Here is a 17,106-nt window from a genome sequence, read left to right as displayed (position 1 = left end):
GGGCGTGTCAGAGGGAGGGTCCAGGATGAGCACCATGCTTGTCGACGAGGAACGGGCGGTCGCCACGGACGCACGCATCACGCACACCGTGGTGCCGACGCCGCTCGGCCCGACCACGCTGGTCGCGCACGACGGTCGCCTCAGTGCCCTGCTCATGCCCAGCTCCAAGCACGCCGAGGTCCAGGGTCCGTTCGGGGAGAGGGACGACGACGGCTTCGACGAGGTCCGCACCCAGCTCGAGGAGTACTTCGCCGGGACGCGGACCGCGTTCGACCTGCCGTTGGCGCTCGTCGGCACCACGTTCCAGGTGCGCGTCTGGCAGGGGCTGCTGACCATCCCGTACGGGCAGACGTGGTCCTACGGCGAGACTCGCCGAGTCGGTCGGCCTCGACCCGCGCACATCGTCGCGCGCGGTCGGTGCCGCGAACGGCCGCAACCGGATCGCGATCGTCGTCCCGTGCCACCGCGTGATCGGTGCCGACGGCACGCTCACCGGCTTCGCGGCGGGCCTCGACCGCAAGCGGTTCCTCCTCGACCTCGAGCAGGGGACGCCGGACCTGCTGTTCTGACGCTGCGCGCGCGCGCCCGACCTGGGAGGGTCGTCCCATGCGCGTCGTCGTCGTGGGAGCGAGCGGGAACGTCGGCACGGCTCTGCTCCGCCGGTTCGCGGCCGACGAGACCGTGACGTCGGTGGTCGCCATCGCTCGCCGGCCGCCGTCGCCACCCTCGCCGCCCTACGACTCGGCGCGGTGGGTGGCCTGCGACACGAGCGCACCGGACGGGGTCGACCGGCTTGCGGGCGTGTTCGCCGGCGCCGACTCGGTGGTCCACCTGGCGTGGGCGACCGAGCCCCGGCACAACCGGTCGCGGCTGCGCGCCGAGAACGTCGGCAGCACCCGCAACGTGCTCGCCGCGGTCCGTCGCTCAGGCGTCGCACACCTCGTGGTCGCCTCGTCGGTGGGCGCCTACTCGCCGGCCCCGGACGATGTGCCGCGCGGCGAGGGCTGGGCGACCGAAGGCATCCGCACCTCGCCGTACAGCGCGGACAAGGCCGAGGTCGAGCGTCTCCTGGACGACGTCCCCGACGTTGCGATCGCCCGGCTGCGCACGGCCCTGGTGCTCCAGCACTCCGCAGGCCAGCAGCTCGCGCGGTCCGTGCTCGGCCCGTGGGTGCCCAAGCGGGCGCTCGACGGACACCTGGCGACACTGTCGTGGCCGGTCGGGCTGCGGTTCCAGACGGTGCACGCGACCGACGTCGCGGCTGCCTTCCGCGAGGCCGTGGTCCGCCACGTCGAGGGCCCGTTCAACGTCGCGGGACCCGGCGTGCTGCGCGGTCAGGACGTCGCCGACGTCGTCGCACGAGGCCGCCTGCGTGCAGCTCCCGTGCCGCGCGCGCGGCTCCAGCTGGCCGCCGCCTGGGCCGTCCGCGCGGTGCCGGTCGGCCCCGGCTGGCTCGACCTGGCGCTCGCCGCACCGCTGCTGGCCACCAGCCGCGCCGCGCGCGAGCTCGACTTCCGCCCGCAGTGGTCGGCCCTCGCGAGCCTGCGCGACGCGGTCACCGGCATCGCCGCAGGTGCGGGCACCGACAGCCCGGCACTGCGGCCGCGCCGATCAGCCAGGTAGGGCATCCTCGACCCATGGCTGACGAGTTCCCCGCCGAGCGGCACGTGTACGGCAACGTCGACGCCCCGGTCACGATCCTGGAGTTCGGCGACCTCGAGTGCCCCTACTGCCGGGCGGCCGCCGCCCCGCTCAAGGACTTGGTGGACACCTCCGACGGTCGCGTGCGGCTGGTGTGGCGGCACTTCCCGCTGTTCGAGGTGCACCCGTACGCGCTGTCGGCGGCGCTCGCGGCAGAGGCGGCCGGGCGGCACGGCAGGTTCTGGGAGATGCACGACGCGCTGCTGGTCGACCAGTCGCGGCTCAGCGAGCCGGACCTGCGGCGCGCCGCGGCGGCCCTCGGCGTCGACCCGGCGGAGGTCGTCGGCGAGCGGGCCCAGGCGCTCGCCCCGGCCGTCCAGGGCGACTACGCGGCCGGTGTGGCGCTGGGCGTGCGGGGAACGCCGGCCATCTACGTCAACGGTGAGTACTTCCGCGGCAAGGTCACGCTGGAGCGGCTGCGGGAGGCGGTGGACGCGGCGTGAGCGTGCTGCGGACCGCGATGGTCACGGGTGCGGGGCGGGGGATCGGCCGCGGGATCGCGATCGGTCTCGCCGCCGCGGGCTACCGGCTCGCGCTGGTCGGGCGGACGCGGTCGAACCTGGACGCCGTGGCCGAGGAGCTCGGCGGGTCCGTCTTCGTCGCGACCGCCGACCTGATCGACCCGACCGAGGTCGACGACGCGGTCGCCCGGGCCGAGGACGAGCTGGGCGGCCTGGGGCTGCTGGTCAACAACGCGGGCGTCATCGAGCGCGAGGCCACCGACTTCGTCGGCGACGACGTCGAGGACACCTGGCGCGTGATCGAGGCGAACGTCCGCGGTCCGCTGCTCGTCACCCATGCCGTGCTGCCGGGGATGCTCGCCCGGGGGAGCGGCCGGGTGGTCAACCTCAACTCCGGTGCCGGGCACCGCGCGATGACCGAGTACACCGGGTATGCGATCAGCAAGGGCGCGCTCGCGCGGTTCACCACGCAGCTCGACGCGCAGTACCGCGATCGCGGCCTGCGCGTGCTCGACCTGGCACCCGGGCACGTCCAGACGCAGATGACGACGTCCATGCCGATGCATGCGGGGCGCACCAGCTGGACGCCGATCGAGGCCGTGGCGGAGCTGGTGCGCGCCTTCGGCGACGGAGAAGCTCGACGCCCTGTCGGGCCGGTTCGTGCGCGCCGGCACGGACACCGTCGAGTCCCTGCGGGCCGCGACCGCGCAGATCCTCGCCACGGACGCGCGCACGCTGAGCCTGGGCAGCTACGGCGCCGACGACCGGGTCGGCTAGGCCGCTGCGCGCTGGACCGACCGGCCGGCACCCGGCACGATCGAGCGATGGACACCTCGCCCATCCGCCACGAGCTCGTCCTGCCGGTCACCCCCCGAGAGGCGTTCGACGCCTACGTCCAGGACATCGCCCAGTGGTGGGACCCCGCCTACTCACCGAGTGCCGACGACTATCGCGGCATGACGATCGAGCCGCGCGTCGGTGGGCGCGTGTTCATCGACGACGCCGCGCGGGGTGAGGTCGTCTGGGGTCACGTGCTCGCCATCGCCGCGGGCGCGATCGTCGTGCACACCCTCGCGATCGGCCCGGACGTCGACCACCCGAGCCGGATCAGCGCACAGTTCGTGCCGCTCGACGAGGGCGGCACCCGGTTCGAGTTCGAGCACGGCGGTTGGACGCCGGAGAACGCCGCCGAGCGAGCCCGCTTCCGCGACTGGCCGCGGATCCTCGACCGCTACGCGTCCTTCGTCGCGTCCCGCCCGAAGCCGTAGCCCGCCGGTGCCTACGTCGCCGGAGCCGTCCACGGGAGCGGCGGGAGGGCGGGCGGGGGACCGTCGCCCGCGGGGGAGCACAGGGGCAGCTTCTCGCCCAGCCAGCGCAGCAGGATCGAGCCGAGCACCGCGGCGGTCAGCGATCCGGCGAGGATGCCGATCTTGGCGGTGTCGAGCATCTCGGGCTGGTCGGAGAACGCCAGCTCGGCGATGAACAACGAGATCGTGAACCCGATGCCCGCCAGCACGGCGCCGCCGAGCAGGTGGCCCCAGCGCACGCGCCCGGGCAGCTCGCCGAGGCCGAACCGCAGAGCGATCGTCGAGGCACCGGTGATGCCGACCGCGTTGCCGAGCACGAGCGCGACCGCGATGCCGATGGCCAGGCGGGAGTGGGCCGCGGCGGTCAGGGAGTCGGTGGTCAGCACGATGCCCGCGTTGGCCAGCCCGAACAGCGGCACGACGACGAACGCGCTCCACGGGTGCAGGATGCGCTGCAGCCGGTCGTTCGTCGGCACCGCGGCACGGGCAGCCAGCTCGGCCAGGTGCTCGCGCTCGGCGGTGGTGTCCTCGATCAGGTCGCGGCCGTAACCGGCGACGGCCTCGACGTCCTCGCGCCCCGGGGGTCGCGCCGGTACGAGCAGCCCGACGATCACGCCGGCCAGGGTGGCGTGCACGCCCGACGCCTGCACGGCGAACCACAGGGCCAGCCCGGCGATCACGTAGGGCGCCAGCTGCCAGACCTTGAGCCAGCGCATGACGAGCACGCCCAGCACGATCGCCGCGGCCAGGGCCAGCGCCTTCCCGTCGATGTCGCGCGTGTAGAAGATCGACATCACGGTGATCGCACCGATGTCGTCGACGATCGCGAGCGTGAGCAGGAACAGGCGCAGGCGGTCGGGGCACTTGGGCCCGAACAGAGCGAGGATGCCGACGAGGAACGCAGTGTCGGTCGACATCACGACGCCCCAGCCGTGGGCCGCGTCGGTGCCGCCGTTGAACGCCAGGTAGATCAGGACGGGGACGAGCAGGCCGCCGAGCGCGCCGAGCGCCGGCACCGCGACGGTCCGCTTGTCACGCAGGTCGCCGGTGGTTGCCTCCCGGCTGATCTCGAGCCCGACGACCGCGAAGAAGATCGCCATCGCGGCGTCGTTGACCCACCCGTGCAGGTCGAGGTCCACGCCCCAGGTCCCGACATGGAACCCGGCCGTCGTCGACCAGAAGGACGCGTAGGAGTCGGACCACGGGGAGTTCGCCCAGATCAGCGCGACGATCGTGGCCGCGAGCAGGTAGACGGCACTGCCGGCCTCGTTGGTGAGGAAGTCCTTGACGGTCGGCTGCAGCCCGGGCAGCGAGACCCGCAGGGCGGGCCCGGGGGACGTGGAGGTCGCCGACATGCGCACCAAACTCGCAGGTCGGCGGCCCGTGCGCAACGCGGCTCAGAAGTGCTTCTCGGGGTCGCCCCGCAGCTCCGCCACGTGGTCGGGGACGTAGGTGGACATCTCGCGCGGTGGCCGCACGTAGCCCGTCGACGCGGGCGGCCGGTCCGGGAGGACGACCTTCTCGTGGGCGACCTCGGTGTACGGGATGGTCGACAGCAGGTGGTTGATCATGTTGATCCGCGCGTGCTTCTTGATGTCCGACTCGACCACGAACCACGGGCTCGCGGGCACGTCGGTGTGCACGAGCATCTCGTCCTTGGCGCGCGAGTATCCCTCCCACCGAGTGATGGACTCCAGGTCCATCGGGCTCAGCTTCCACTGCCGCACCGGGTCGTCCATGCGCGACCGGAACCGGCGCAGCTGCTCCGTGTCGGACACCGAGAACCAGTACTTGCGCAGCAGGATGCCGTCCTCGATGAGCATCTCCTCGAAGATCGGCGTCTGGCGCATGAACCGGCTGTACTCCCGGGGCGTGCAGAAGCCCATGACCTTCTCGACGCCCGCGCGGTTGTACCAGGACCGGTCGAAGAGCACGATCTCGCCGGCCGCGGGCAGGTGTGCCACGTAGCGCTGGTAGTACCACTGGGTCTTGTCGCGCTCCGTGGGGGTCGGCAGCGCGGCGATGCGTGCGACGCGGGGGGAGAGGTACTCCGTGATCCGCTTGATCGTGCCGCCCTTGCCGGCGGCGTCGCGTCCCTCGAAGATCACGACGATCCGCGCCCCGGTCGCCCTGGTCCACTGCTGCACCTTCACCAGCTCGGCCTGGAGGCGGAAGATCTCGGCCTCGTAGACCTTGTTGGGGATCTTGTCCTTGTGCTTCTTGCCCGATTTCTTCGCCATGACCAGACGGTAGCGGCCCCGCGGATCGCGCGGATGACAATGTGGCAACGATCCTCATCTGCGGATTCGTCACATCTCGACCGCCGCAGACGCGGCACTAGAGTCACCCTGTGACCACCTATCGCATCAGTGAAGCAGCCGAGCTGCTGGGGGTGAGCGACGACACCGTCCGGCGGTGGGTCGACGCGGGCTCCCTGACCGTGTCCGACGACGACGCAGGGCGGAGCGTGATCGACGGCGTGAACCTCGCAGCGCTGGCCGTCGAGCGGGCTCACACCCCGGACGACCCGGCGGCGGGCACCAGCTCGCCCGCAACCGGTTCCCCGGGCTCGTCACCGCGATCCTGACCGACACGGTCATGGCGCAGGTCGAGCTGCAGGCCGGCCCGTTCCGGCTGGTCTCGCTGATGTCGAGCGAGGCCGTCCGCGAGCTCGGCCTGGAGGTCGGCTCCCGGGCGACGGCCGTCGTCAAGGCCACCACCGTCCTCGTCGAGACCCCGCGGGCCCAGCGATGAGGGCCGGGATGAAGGTGCGCGCGCTGGTCGTCGCGTCCGGCCTGCTGCTCGGTCTGGCGGCGTGCGCGAGCGACAACACGCCGGCCTCGACCCCGACCCCGACCCCGACCGTCTCTGCCACCCCCGCGCTGACCGGCGAGCTGACGGTCTTCGCGGCCGCGTCGCTGCAGGGCACGTTCGACGCCATCCTCAAGGAGTTCGCCGCCGAGAACCCGGGCGTCACGGTCAACCCGGCTACCTACGACGGCTCGTCCACCCTGGCCACCCAGTTCGTCGGCGGCGCGTCCGCCGACGTGTTCGCCTCGGCCGACGAGAAGAACATGCAGACCGTGACCGCCGCTGGCCTCGTGGACGGCACGCCGACGATCTTCACGACGAACACGCTCGAGATCGTCGTGCCGGCGGGCAACCCCAAGAACATCACGAGCCTGCAGGACCTCGGGACGCTCTCGGACGCCGGGGGCAAGGTCGTCATCTGCGCCGCCGAGGTGCCGTGCGGGTCGGCGGCCCACAAGGTGCTCGACACGGCGGGTGTCGGCGTGACGCCGGCCAGCAACGAGCAGAACGTCAAGGCGGTGCTGGCCAAGGTGCAGGCCGGCGAGGCGGACGCGGGTCTCGTCTACAAGACCGACGTGCAGGCTGCCGGTGACACGGTCGAGGGCGTCGAGTTCCCGGAGTCGTCCGCAGCCGTGAACACGTACCCGATCGCCGTGCTGACCGAGCCGCTGCCGCGCAAGAACAGCGCCGAGGTCGCCCAGGCGTTCGTCGACCTCGTGCTCGGACCCAAGGGCCAGGCGATCCTCAAGGACGCGGGGTTCGTCGCGCCGTGAGTGCACCGGCCGTGTCCCGTGACGCGGCTCCCGGTGTGCCCGGGTTCCTCTGGCTCCCCGCGGCCCTCGCCGTCGGTCTGCTGGTGCTCCCGGTCGTCGCGCTGTTCGTGCGCGCCGACTGGGGCACGCTGCCGTCCGACGTGACGTCCCCGGAGGCGCTCCAGGCCCTGTGGCTGTCGCTGGTGACGTCGGTGGCCGCGACGGTCTTCTGCGTGCTGCTCGGCGTGCCTCTCGCGGTGGTGCTCTCGCGGGCGCGCGGCTGGACCGCCGACGTGCTGCGCGCCCTGGTGACGCTGCCGCTCGTGCTCCCGCCCACCGTCGGCGGCATCGCGCTGCTCTTCCTGCTCGGCAGGCGCGGGCTGATCGGGCAGTCGTTGGACACGTGGTTCGGCCTCACGATCCCGTTCACGACGACGGCCGTGGTGATCGCGCAGACGTTCGTGGCGATGCCGTTCCTCGTGCTGGGCGTCGAGGGGTCGCTGCGGACATCGGGCACCCGCTACGAGACGGTCGCCGCAAGCCTGGGCGCCGGCCGGTGGACGGTCATGCGCCGGATCACGCTCCCGCTCGTCCGGCCCGGGCTGGTCAGCGGGGTGGTGCTCTGCTTCGCCCGTGCGCTCGGCGAGTTCGGCGCGACCGCCCTGTTCGCGGGCAACTCCCCGGGCACCACGCAGACCATGCCGCTGGCCATCTACTCGGCGTTCAACGGCGCCGGCGTGTCCGAGGGGACAGCCGTGGCGCTCTCGCTGCTGCTGGTGGTGGCCGCCGTCGCCGTCCTGCTCGCGGCGCGTGCCTGGCGGCCGGGGCGGGCGGCGTGACGACGGGTCTGTCGGCCGAGGTGCACCTCGTGCGCGGCGCCTTCGAGCTTCTCCGTCGCCCTGGAGGCAGCCCCCGGTGAGGTGGTCGCGGTGCTCGGCCCCAACGGTGCCGGCAAGTCGACCTTGCTCGCCGTCCTCGCGGGCCACCTGAGGCCGGCGTCGGGGACGGTGCGCATCGGCGATCGCACCCTCACGGGGACCGGCGTCGCCGTGCGCCCCGAGCGGCGGTCCGTGGGGCTGCTCGGGCAGGATCCGTTGGTGTTCCCGCACCTGTCCGCGCGCGAGAACGTCGCGTTCGGGCCGCGGTCCGCCGGTGCGTCCGCCCGGGCCTCGCGCGCGACCGCCGACGAGTGGCTCGCGTCCGTCGGCCTCGCCGGGCTCGAGGACCGCCGCCCCGCCGAGCTGTCGGGCGGACAGCGGCAGCGCGTCGCCCTGGCCCGAGCGCTCGCGGCGCGCCCGTCGGTGCTCCTGCTCGACGAGCCGTTCGCGCAGCTCGACGTCCGCACCGCGGCCGAGCTGCGCGACCTCGTCCGCGACCAGGTCCGCCGCACCCGCACCGCGACCGTCCTGGTCACCCACGACGTCCTCGACGCCGTCGCGCTGGCCGATCGCGTCGTGATCCTGCACGACGGTTCCGTGGTCGAGCAGGGTCCCCCGCTCGACGTGCTGACCGACCCCGTCCACTCGTTCACGGCCGCGCTGGCGGGCGTGAACCTCGTCGTCGGCACGATCGTCGTGCGACCCGACGGGTCCGCCGTGCTGGTGGGGCCGGACGGCGTCGAGGTGCCGTGCGTCGGCGCGCCCGGACCCGCGCAGGTGACGTTCGGGCCGTCGGCCGTCGTGCTGGGGGGACCCGACGGGTGGCCTGCGCACGTGATCGACCTCGAACCAGGCGTCACGGGCGTGCGCGTGCGGACCACCGGCGACGTCGTCGTCGACCTCCCGCCCGCCGAGGTCGCCCGCCTGGACCTGCGCGTCGGTGCGGCTGTCCGGCTGAGCGTCCCGGCACCGCTGGTGCGGGTCCGTCGGCTCCCCTGACAGAGGCGTCGAGAGGTCGGGCTTCGACGACCGCGCACGTGGGCTACCGTTCGCGACGTGGACGTCTTCCGTTGCCCTCGGTGCGCAACCATCGCCTTCATCGAGACCACCGCCTGCGGCGCGTGCGGGATGGAGATGGGGGTCCACCCGCCGTCGCTGACCATGCGGGCGGCGCCCGAGCAGGGCACGGACGTCGCGGGCACGTGGTGGTTCCCGTGCACCAACCGCGACTGGGGGTGCAACTGGCTCGCGGCGGCCGACTCGGGCTCCGGCCGGTGCCTGGCGTGCCGGCTCATCCGGACGCGACCCGACAGCGACGACACGCTGGCGCTCGAGAAGCTCGCCTCCGCGTCGGCGGACGAGCGTCGGCTGCTCGTCCACCTGGCCGATCTCGGGCTGCCGGTGACGCGTTGGTTCGAGGAGGACGGCGGTCTCGGCTTCGACCTGCTCTCCTCGCGCTCGTCCGGCGCCCGAGTCGGGATCGGTCACGCGAACGGCATCATCACGATCGACCTGGCCGAGTCGCTCGACGAGCACCGCGAGGCGCTGCGCATCAGCCTCGACGAGCCGTACCGCACCATGCTCGGCCACTTCCGCCACGAGGTCGGCCACTACTACGAGCTGATCCTCGTCGAGCGGACGGACTGGATCGACGAGTGCCGCACCATCTTCGGCGACGAGCGGGCCTCCTACCGGGACGCCATCGCCCGCCACTACCGGGAGGGCGCGCCCCGGGACTGGGCCGAGAGCTACATCTCGCAGTACGCCACGATGCATCCGTGGGAGGACTTCGCCGAGTGCTTCGCGCACTACCTGCACATCACCCGCACGCTGGTCACCGCCGCAGCGGGGAACCTGTCGGTCCGGATGGAGGGCGTGGCGGCCGTGCCTGACGGCGTGATCACCCCGCGCACCGGCTACGCGGACGCGACCATGGACGAGATCCTGCGTGACTGGCTGCCGCTGGCGACGTTCTTCAACCGCGTCAACCGCGCGATGGGCAAGCACGACCTGTACCCGTTCTCGATCCCCGAGCCGGTGGCCCGCAAGCTCGACTTCGTGCACCGCGTCGTGATGGCCTCGCGGGTGGAGCGCCCGCTGGGCTGATGAGCGGGGCGCCCGCGCTCGCTGACCGTCACGTGGACGGAGTCGTAGCCGGTCGCGCCGTCGGGCACCTCGCCCTGGACGGCGCCCGTCTGCGGTCCCTGCGGGTCGAAGGCGCGCACGTACAGCTTGTGGTCGCCCGGCGACGCGTCCCAGCTCCAGGTCCACTGCCGCCACGAGTCGATGCCACCGTCGGCGGCGAGGGTGGCGTCGTTCCAGGCGCCGTCGTCCACCCGCACCTGGACGCCCTTCACGCCGCGGTGCTGCGCCCATGACGTCCCGGCGACGACGACCGAACCTGCCGGCACGGTCGTGCTGGACCGGGGCACGTCGATGCGGGACTGCGTCTTGACCGGGCCCTGCGGCGACCAGCCCCGCTTGGTCCAGTACGACTGCGCGTCGGCGAAGCGCGTGACCTCCAGGTCGGTCACCCACTTGGTCGCGGACACGTACCCGTAGAGCCCGGGGACCACCATGCGCACCGGGAAGCCGTGCTCGAACGGCAGCGGCTGGCCGTCCATCGCGATCGCGAGCAGGGCGTCGCGCCCGTCCATGAGCACGGTCAGCGGGGTGCCCGCCGTGAAGCCGTCGACGCTGGTGGACAGGACCATGTCGGCATCGCCGGTCGGCTTCGCCCTCTCCAGCAGCCCCTTGATCGGCAGGCCCAGCCACTTCTGGTTGCTGATGAGGTCCCCGCCGACGGGGTTGGACACGCACGCCAGCGTCACGTAGGCCTCGACGAGGTCGGAGGCCAGCAGCTCGTCCCAGCTGAGCGTCACCTCCTTCTCGACCATCCCGTGCAGGCGCAGGCTCCACGACGACGGGTCGACGTGCGGGATGGTCAGCGCGGTGTCGATCCGGTAGAAGTCGCCCGCGGGCGTCAGCCAGGGCTCGACACCCTGGACGCCCACGTCGACGCCGGTCGGGACGGGGGCCGCCGGCGTGGTGGCCTTCGGGATGACGAGGTGGTCGCGGGCGCTCTGGGCACCGCGGGCGGCGGCCCCGAGCGACCGGCCGACGAACAGGGCCACGGCGCCGAGCGCCCCGGCGATCAGCGAGGCGCGCAGGAAGTCGCGCCGTTCCAGGGCGGCCTTGCGCTTCGAGGAGGTCGGCAGTGGGATGCGTCGGACCAGCAACCGCAGGGTGAACAGGCCCGCGACCGTGCCCAGGACGCTCGGCAGCCCGGCGAACGACCCCGCGTCGGGCCGGCCGATCGCGGCGAGGGCGGAGGCGGCGCCGAGGAGGACGACGAGCGTCGCGCCCCACGCCCACCGGCGCGCGGCCAGCACACCGGCGAGGGCGGCCAGCGCCAGCAGGATCACCACCTCCGTGATCCCGAGCACGAGCTTGTCGTTGGTGCCGAAGTTCGTCGTCGCGAACTGCTTGAGCCACTGCGGCGTCGCGTCGACGAACGCCGAACCGACCGCGACGAGCGGGTCGGACGTCGGCCCGGTCAGGAACGCGACCAGCGCGCCCACGCCGATGGTCACCACCCCGGCGACGAGCCCCGCGGCAGCCGCCAGACCGGTCTCCCGACGTCCCGCCATCCCTACCGCCTCCTCGCCGACTGAATCCTCAGGCGACTCTGCCTCGTGGACGGTCGAATGTCGTCACCCGAGGCCGTTTCGTCAGGCAAGGATCACAAAACTCACAGGTTCCACCCGTCTGACGCCTGCTCGAGGAACGTGCGCAGCTGGGCGACGATCGATTCGGTCAGATCCCGCAAGCTTGCCGTGGTGACGTAACCGTCCCAGTCGCCGACGACGATCACCCGCTGGTTCAGGAGGAAGATCCACGCCTCCTCGATCTCAGCCATGTTGTCTTGGGCGTTGCGGGAACTCATTGCGACAGCCGCGGTGCCAGCCCGCTCCAGACGACCACGACCGTCTCGTCATCGGTCGAGTGCGCTCGCAGCGCCTGGACGAGCGGCCGCGATCTCGAGGCTCGTGTCGAACGGCCCGGTACGGCTCAGGAACGGGTACGTGTCCCAGTCGATCTCGTTCGACGTCCACGACCTCGACGGGACCCCCTGCAGCGCGTACCGCAGGAAGTCGAGCTTCCTGGTCGTCGGTGAGCACGACGACGTCGCCCTTCGACAGGCCCGGGCCGTCGAGCACGAACGACGGTAGCCCGGCCCATCGACCAGACTCGTGCCTTGGCATCTGTGCCATGTCAGAGGGCGGGCGAGCCGAGCGCGGCGGGTACATGGTCGCCGTGGCCCAGCTCGACGAGGGCCGAGCGGACGCGCTCCGCGGCCTCGTCCAAGGCAGCGGCCGGCAGGTCCGGGCGGGCGTTGCGGAACGTCAGGCTCGCCTCGTCCCAGGCGGGCAGCACGTGCACGTGCAGGTGCGGGACCTCGAACCCGGCGACGAGCAGGGCGGCACGCGGTGCGTCCCAGGCGCGCTGCTGGGCCTGCCCGATCGTCCGCGCGACGAGCACCAGGTGGGCCAGCACGTCGTCGGGGGCCTCGGTGAGCTGCAGGATCTCGGCGCGCGGGACCACGAGCACGTGCCCGTCGGTGATGGGCGCGATGGTGCCGAACGCGACGACGACCTCGTCGGCCCACACGAACCGACCAGGGATGTCGCCGTCGATGATCTTGGTGAACAGGGTGGCCATGGGGCCACGCTAGACGCGTTCGTCGGCGAGCCTGCCCAGCGCCAGCACGGTGTTCCAGTTGCGGGCGGTGCCCACCCGGCCGGCGGCCCTCGACAGGACGTCGATGGTCAGCTTGGAGCGGCCCTGGCCGTCCGGGTAGTAGGCGTAGGTCTCGCGTGCGGCCCAGGCCACGGTCTCCCGGCCGTACCGCGTGGGGTCGAAGTCCTGGGCGGTCGCGGTCACGGGTCCGTCCCAGAAGACGGCCACGAGGTGGGCGGGGTCGTCGGCCGCGTGCTTCGTGAACGGCAATGCGGAGACGACTGCGGACCAGTCCTCGAGCGAGCGTGCGATCACCGGGACGTCGAAGCCGAGCCGGTCGGCGAGCGCCGCGGACAGCTCGGCCGCCACGTCCGAGACGCCGAGGGCGGGGACGAGCACCAGGTTCCCGCTGTTCGCGTAGGTGGCCACGGCGCTGTGCCCGAGCGACGACGCCACGTCCTTCAGCTGGGCGGACGTGACCGTGCGTCCGCCGACGTTCACGGCGCGCAGCAGCGCGATCACCGGGCTCATGGCCACAGCAAACCTCACAGCCGCCCTCGGCAACCAGTGCGTGAAAGGTTCCGCACGCGCAACCGGGGGCACAGGTCGACGGAAACACGGCCTCCCTAGCGTCGGGGCCGTACCCGCCACCCACTCCCGGAGGTCCTCATGGCGACAACGCTCGCGACCGCCGACGCCGTCGACACGAGTACGGCGTCCGTCCCGTCCGCTAGCGCGGCACCGCTCACCGTCCGACCCGGCCGCTGGATCGACGGCTGGAACCCGCAGGACGCCGCCCAGTGGGCGTCCGTCGGCAAGACCGTCGCCCGACGGAACCTGAGCCTGTCGATCGTCGCGGAGTTCCTCGGGTTCGCCGTCTGGGCCCTCTGGAGCATCGTCGTGCCGCAGCTGGCCGGCGCCGGGTTCGTGCTGAGCGTCGACCAGACCTTCTGGCTGATCGCCGTGCCGAGCCTCGTCGGTGCCACACTGCGGATCCCGTACACGTTCGCGGTGCCCCTGTTCGGAGGACGCAACTGGACGATCGTCTCGGCCCTCCTCCTCCTGATCCCGACGATCGGGCTCGGCATCGTCGTGCAGCACCCGTCCTGGGGCTTCGGGGCGTTGCTCGCGGTCGCCGCTCTGGCCGGCGTCGGTGGTGGCAACTTCGCGTCGTCGATGGCCAACATCTCGTTCTTCTACCCGGAGGCGGAGAAGGGCCGCGCTCTCGGCCTGAACGCCGCGGGCGGCAACCTCGGCACCGCAGCGGTGCAGTTCGCCGTGCCGCTGGTGATCGTGGGCACCGCGGGGATGCAGCTGCAGCGCGCCGGGTTCATGTTCGTGCCGCTGGTCCTGGTGGCCGCGGTCCTGGCCTGGCGCCGCATGGACAACCTGTCGAACGCCCGGTCGGACCCGCGCTCGTACGGCGTCGCGGCCCGCTCGCGGAACACCTGGATCATCGCGTTCCTCTACATCGGCACGTTCGGCTCGTTCATCGGGTTCTCCGGCGCCTTCCCGACGCTGCTCAAGGGGCAGTTCCCCGACGTGACCATCTCCATCGCGTTCGCCGGGGCGCTCGTCGGCTCGCTGGCCCGTCCGCTCGGCGGCATCCTGGCCGACCGGCTCGGCGGCGCTCGGGTGACCATCGCGGCGTTCGCGATCATGGGGATCGGCGTGGTCTGCGCGATCTTCTCGCTGCGGGCCCACTCGTTCGGCGCGTTCCTCGCCTCGTTCCTCGTGCTCTTCACCGCGACCGGCGCCGGCAACGGCTCGGTCTACCGGATGATCCCCGCCGTGTTCCGGTTCGGCGCGACCGACGACGAGGACCGCGCCCGCCGCGTCAAGGCGGCCGCCGGGTGCCTCGGCATCGCCGGGGCGATCGGAGCCTTCGGCGGGTTCCTGGTGCCGCGCGGCTTCGCGGTCTCGACCTCGCTGACCGGCAACATCCAGGCGGCGCTCTGGGCGGTCGTCGGGTTCTACCTGGTCATGGGCCTGACCACCTGGGCCGTCTACCAGCGCCGCACCGGCCGGTACGGCACGACGGTCATCTGAGTGTCCGTCGTCGATCAGCTGCCGGCACCGGCCGCGGGGGCTCCCGCGGCCGGTGCCCGCACGCACTGTCCCTACTGCGCGCTGCAGTGCGCCCAGACCCTGAGCACCGGCGACGACGGGACGGTGACCGCCACGGCACGGCAGTTCCCGACCAACAAGGGCGGCATGTGCCAGAAGGGCTGGACCAGCCCGACCCTGCTGCGCTCGACGGAGCGGCTGACCACGCCCCTCGTCCGCGACGCCGCCGGGGTGCTGCAGCCCGCGTCCTGGGGCGAGGCCCTGGAGCTCGTCGCGACGACCCTCGCGCGGCTGCGGCACGAGCACGGCCCGCAGTCGGTCGCCGTGTTCGGTGGTGGCGGCCTGACCAACGAGAAGGCCTACGCGCTGGGCAAGTTCGCCCGGACCGTGCTGGCCACGCCGAACATCGACTACAACGGCCGGTTCTGCATGGCCTCGGCGGCCGCGGGGGCCAACCGGACCCTGGGTCTGGACCGGGGGCTGCCGTTCCCCCTCGAGGACCTCGGCGGCGCCCAGGCCATCATGCTGCTGGGCTCCAACCTCGCCGAGACCATGCCGCCGTCGGTGCAGCACCTCGCACGCACGCGGGCGGCGGGCGGCGTGATCGTCGTCGACCCCCGGCGCTCGGCCACCGCCGAGCTCGCCGCCGACGGGCAGGGCGTTCACGTGCAGCCCGTGCCCGGGACCGACCTCGCGTTCCTGCTGGGCGTCGCGCACATCGTCCTGGCGGAGGACCTGGTCGACACGGACTACCTCGAGTCGCGGACCAGCGGTCTCGACGACGTGCGTCGGTCGCTGGCCCTCTGGTGGCCCGAGCGGACGGAACAGGTGACCGGGGTGTCCGTCGCCACCCTGCGCCGCGTCGCCTTCCTGCTCGCCGGCGCCTCGCCGTCGCGCGGTGGGACCGGCGCCTACATCCTGACCGGGCGCGGGGTGGAGCAGAGCACCCAGGGCACCGATACCGTCACCGCCGCGATCACCCTCGCGCTGCTGCTCGGGCTCCCGGGGCGCGTCGGCTCCGGGTACGGCGCGATCACCGGGCAGGGGAACGGGCAGGGCGGTCGCGAGCACGGGCAGAAGGCCGACCAGCTGCCGGGCTACCGCTCGATCGAGGACGACGCGGCCCGCGCCCACGTCGCGGGCGTGTGGGGCGTCGATCCCGCGGAGCTGCCGCGCACCGGGATGCCCGCGATCCGGCTCCTGCAGTCGCTGGGCACCCCGGACGGACCCCGCGCACTGCTCGTGCACGGGTCGAACGTGCTGGTCAGTGCGCCGGACGCGGACTCGGTGCGGCGACGGCTGCGGGACCTGGAGCTGCTCGTCGTCTGCGACTTCCTGCCCTCGGAGACAGCCCTGGCCGCGGACGTCGTCCTCCCGGTCACCCAGTGGGCCGAGGAGGAGGGCACGATGACCTCGTTGGAGGGTCGGGTGATCCGCCGGCGCCGGGTGGTGCACCCGCCGCCCGGCGTGCGCAGCGAGCTCGACATCCTCGCGGACCTCGCGCAGCGGCTGGGCTCGCCGGTGCACTTCGACACCGATCCGGCCCTGGTGTTCGACGAGCTCGCGCGGGCGTCGGCGGGCGGCCGTGCCGACTACGCGGGGCTCTCGCACGCGCGCCTCGACACCGAGGAGCCGCTCTTCTGGCCCGTGCCGTCGGCTGACCACCCCGGCACGCCGCGGATGTTCCTCGACCGCTTCCCGATGCCGCAGGGGCGCGCCCGGCTGATCCCCGTCGACCACCGCGGCCCCAGCGACGACCTGCGTGCCGACGCCCCGGTGTTCCTGATCACCGGCCGGCTGCTCGCGCACTACCAGTCCGGAGCGCAGACGCGACGGGTGCCCGAGCTCGTCCGGACCGCCCCGAACCCGTACGTCGAGATCCACCCGCTCCTGGCCGAGCGGTACGGGATCACCGACGACGACCTCGTGCAGCTGGAGACCGGGCGCGGCCGCGGGGTGGTCCGCGCGCGGCTCACCGAGTCGATCCGCACCGACACCGTGTTCCTGCCGTTCCACTGGAGCGGCACCAGCAGCGCCAACCGCCTCACCACGGACGCGGTCGATCCCATCTCCGGGATGCCCGAGTTCAAGGTCTGCGCCGTGGCGGTCAGCCGTTGGGCCGGCTCGCCCGACGTGCTGCTGGACCAGAACCTGCTGGGCTCGTCATGACGCGCGTGGTGGTGGTCGGGCACGGGATGGTGGGCGCGCGCTTCGTCGACGACCTGCACGCACGCGACGCCCGCAAGGCGTTCTCGACCGTGGTCCTCGGCGCCGAGGAGTACGAGCCGTACAATCGGGTCCTGCTGTCCGAGGTCGTCGCCGGGAAGCTTCGAGGTCGCGGCGATCACCCTGCCGCGCGCCCAGCACAAGGCCGAGGTCCTGCTGGGCA

General features: G+C 72.7%; 16 protein-coding genes and 2 pseudogenes. 12 read left to right on the top strand and 6 right to left on the bottom strand.

Features of this window, described 5'->3' with window-relative positions:
• The first annotated feature begins 25 nt into the window (after positions 1-25).
• The 4 genes from AC38ZX_RS15710 to AC38ZX_RS15695 are packed head-to-tail and all read left to right on the top strand — an operon-like array spanning position 26 to position 3,430.
• Positions 26-685 carry a methylated-DNA--[protein]-cysteine S-methyltransferase gene (locus AC38ZX_RS15710; RefSeq protein WP_491295125.1) on the top strand — a complete coding sequence of 220 codons (660 nt, stop codon included), beginning with the start codon at positions 26-28 and terminating at the stop codon, positions 683-685.
• Positions 607-1,623 (top strand): NAD-dependent epimerase/dehydratase family protein, encoded by a 1,017-nt coding sequence (locus tag AC38ZX_RS15705; protein ID WP_491295124.1) that lies wholly within the window; start codon positions 607-609, stop codon positions 1,621-1,623. The genes AC38ZX_RS15710 and AC38ZX_RS15705 overlap by 79 nt, the downstream gene beginning before the upstream one ends.
• 14 nt (positions 1,624-1,637) lie before the next feature.
• On the top strand, positions 1,638-2,144 hold the full coding sequence (locus AC38ZX_RS15700; protein WP_491295123.1) for a DsbA family protein: 507 nt from the start codon (positions 1,638-1,640) through the stop codon (positions 2,142-2,144).
• Positions 2,141-3,430, top strand: a complete 1,290-nt coding sequence (locus AC38ZX_RS15695; RefSeq protein ID WP_491295122.1) for an SDR family NAD(P)-dependent oxidoreductase — start codon at positions 2,141-2,143, stop codon at positions 3,428-3,430. Before AC38ZX_RS15700 ends, AC38ZX_RS15695 begins: the two co-directional genes overlap by 4 nt.
• A gap of 11 nt (positions 3,431-3,441) precedes the next feature.
• Here AC38ZX_RS15695 and nhaA read toward each other — a convergent pair whose 3' ends face one another.
• Positions 3,442-4,824, bottom strand: a complete 1,383-nt coding sequence (nhaA, locus tag AC38ZX_RS15690; protein ID WP_426592837.1) for a Na+/H+ antiporter NhaA — start codon at positions 4,822-4,824, stop codon at positions 3,442-3,444.
• Between the two features lie 42 nt (positions 4,825-4,866).
• Positions 4,867-5,709, bottom strand: coding sequence for a polyphosphate kinase 2 (gene ppk2, locus AC38ZX_RS15685; protein ID WP_491295121.1), 843 nt, complete (start codon positions 5,707-5,709; stop codon positions 4,867-4,869).
• 110 nt (positions 5,710-5,819) lie between these two features.
• Between ppk2 and AC38ZX_RS15680 the strand changes: the two are divergent.
• The 5 genes and pseudogenes from AC38ZX_RS15680 to AC38ZX_RS15660 form a co-directional block, all read left to right on the top strand.
• Positions 5,820-6,223, top strand: a pseudogene (locus AC38ZX_RS15680) (TOBE domain-containing protein).
• Positions 6,220-7,053 (top strand): molybdate ABC transporter substrate-binding protein, encoded by an 834-nt coding sequence (gene modA, locus AC38ZX_RS15675; RefSeq protein WP_491295120.1) that lies wholly within the window; start codon positions 6,220-6,222, stop codon positions 7,051-7,053. The pseudogene AC38ZX_RS15680 and the gene modA overlap by 4 nt, the downstream one beginning before the upstream one ends.
• Positions 7,050-7,871, top strand: a complete 822-nt coding sequence (locus AC38ZX_RS15670) for an ABC transporter permease (protein WP_491295119.1) — start codon at positions 7,050-7,052, stop codon at positions 7,869-7,871. Before modA ends, AC38ZX_RS15670 begins: the two co-directional genes overlap by 4 nt.
• A gap of 90 nt (positions 7,872-7,961) precedes the next feature.
• Positions 7,962-8,909, top strand: coding sequence for a sulfate/molybdate ABC transporter ATP-binding protein (locus tag AC38ZX_RS15665; RefSeq protein WP_491295118.1), 948 nt, complete (start codon positions 7,962-7,964; stop codon positions 8,907-8,909).
• 57 nt (positions 8,910-8,966) lie between these two features.
• Positions 8,967-9,920: pseudogene (locus tag AC38ZX_RS15660) on the top strand (zinc-binding metallopeptidase family protein); the annotation flags it as partial.
• Here AC38ZX_RS15660 and AC38ZX_RS15655 read toward each other — a convergent pair.
• Together AC38ZX_RS15655 and AC38ZX_RS15650 are read right to left on the bottom strand one after the other, a co-directional pair.
• Entirely contained in the window at positions 9,827-11,560 is a 1,734-nt protein-coding gene (locus tag AC38ZX_RS15655; RefSeq protein WP_491295117.1) for a molybdopterin-dependent oxidoreductase, read from the bottom strand. The pseudogene AC38ZX_RS15660 and the gene AC38ZX_RS15655 overlap by 94 nt on opposite strands.
• Before the next feature lie 101 nt (positions 11,561-11,661).
• A complete protein-coding gene (locus AC38ZX_RS15650; RefSeq protein WP_491295116.1) occupies positions 11,662-11,829 on the bottom strand; it encodes a hypothetical protein in 168 nt (55 codons plus the stop codon).
• A 166-nt stretch (positions 11,830-11,995) separates the two neighbouring features.
• On the opposite strand from AC38ZX_RS15650, the gene AC38ZX_RS15645 reads away from it, so the two are divergent.
• Complete coding sequence (locus AC38ZX_RS15645) at positions 11,996-12,142, top strand: hypothetical protein (RefSeq protein WP_491295115.1); 147 nt, start codon at positions 11,996-11,998, stop codon at positions 12,140-12,142.
• A 43-nt stretch (positions 12,143-12,185) separates the two neighbouring features.
• On the opposite strand, the gene AC38ZX_RS15640 is transcribed toward AC38ZX_RS15645, so the two are convergent.
• Positions 12,186-12,632: an HIT family protein gene (locus AC38ZX_RS15640; RefSeq protein WP_491295114.1), complete on the bottom strand. Its 447-nt coding sequence runs from the start codon at positions 12,630-12,632 to the stop codon at positions 12,186-12,188.
• Between the two features lie 9 nt (positions 12,633-12,641).
• A complete protein-coding gene (locus AC38ZX_RS15635; protein WP_491295113.1) occupies positions 12,642-13,181 on the bottom strand; it encodes a DUF1697 domain-containing protein in 540 nt (179 codons plus the stop codon).
• A 138-nt stretch (positions 13,182-13,319) separates the two neighbouring features.
• Between AC38ZX_RS15635 and AC38ZX_RS15630 the strand changes: the two genes are divergently transcribed.
• Positions 13,320-14,699 carry an MFS transporter gene (locus tag AC38ZX_RS15630; RefSeq protein ID WP_491295112.1) on the top strand — a complete coding sequence of 460 codons (1,380 nt, stop codon included), beginning with the start codon at positions 13,320-13,322 and terminating at the stop codon, positions 14,697-14,699.
• Positions 14,700-16,886: a molybdopterin oxidoreductase family protein gene (locus AC38ZX_RS15625; RefSeq protein ID WP_491295111.1), complete on the top strand. Its 2,187-nt coding sequence runs from the start codon at positions 14,700-14,702 to the stop codon at positions 16,884-16,886.
• Positions 16,887-17,106: the final 220 nt, after the last annotated feature.

This window comes from Cellulomonas sp. McL0606, assembly GCF_058248365.1.
Note: the sequence above shows the minus strand (reverse complement) of the source record. Positions and strands in the feature narration are given on the sequence as shown.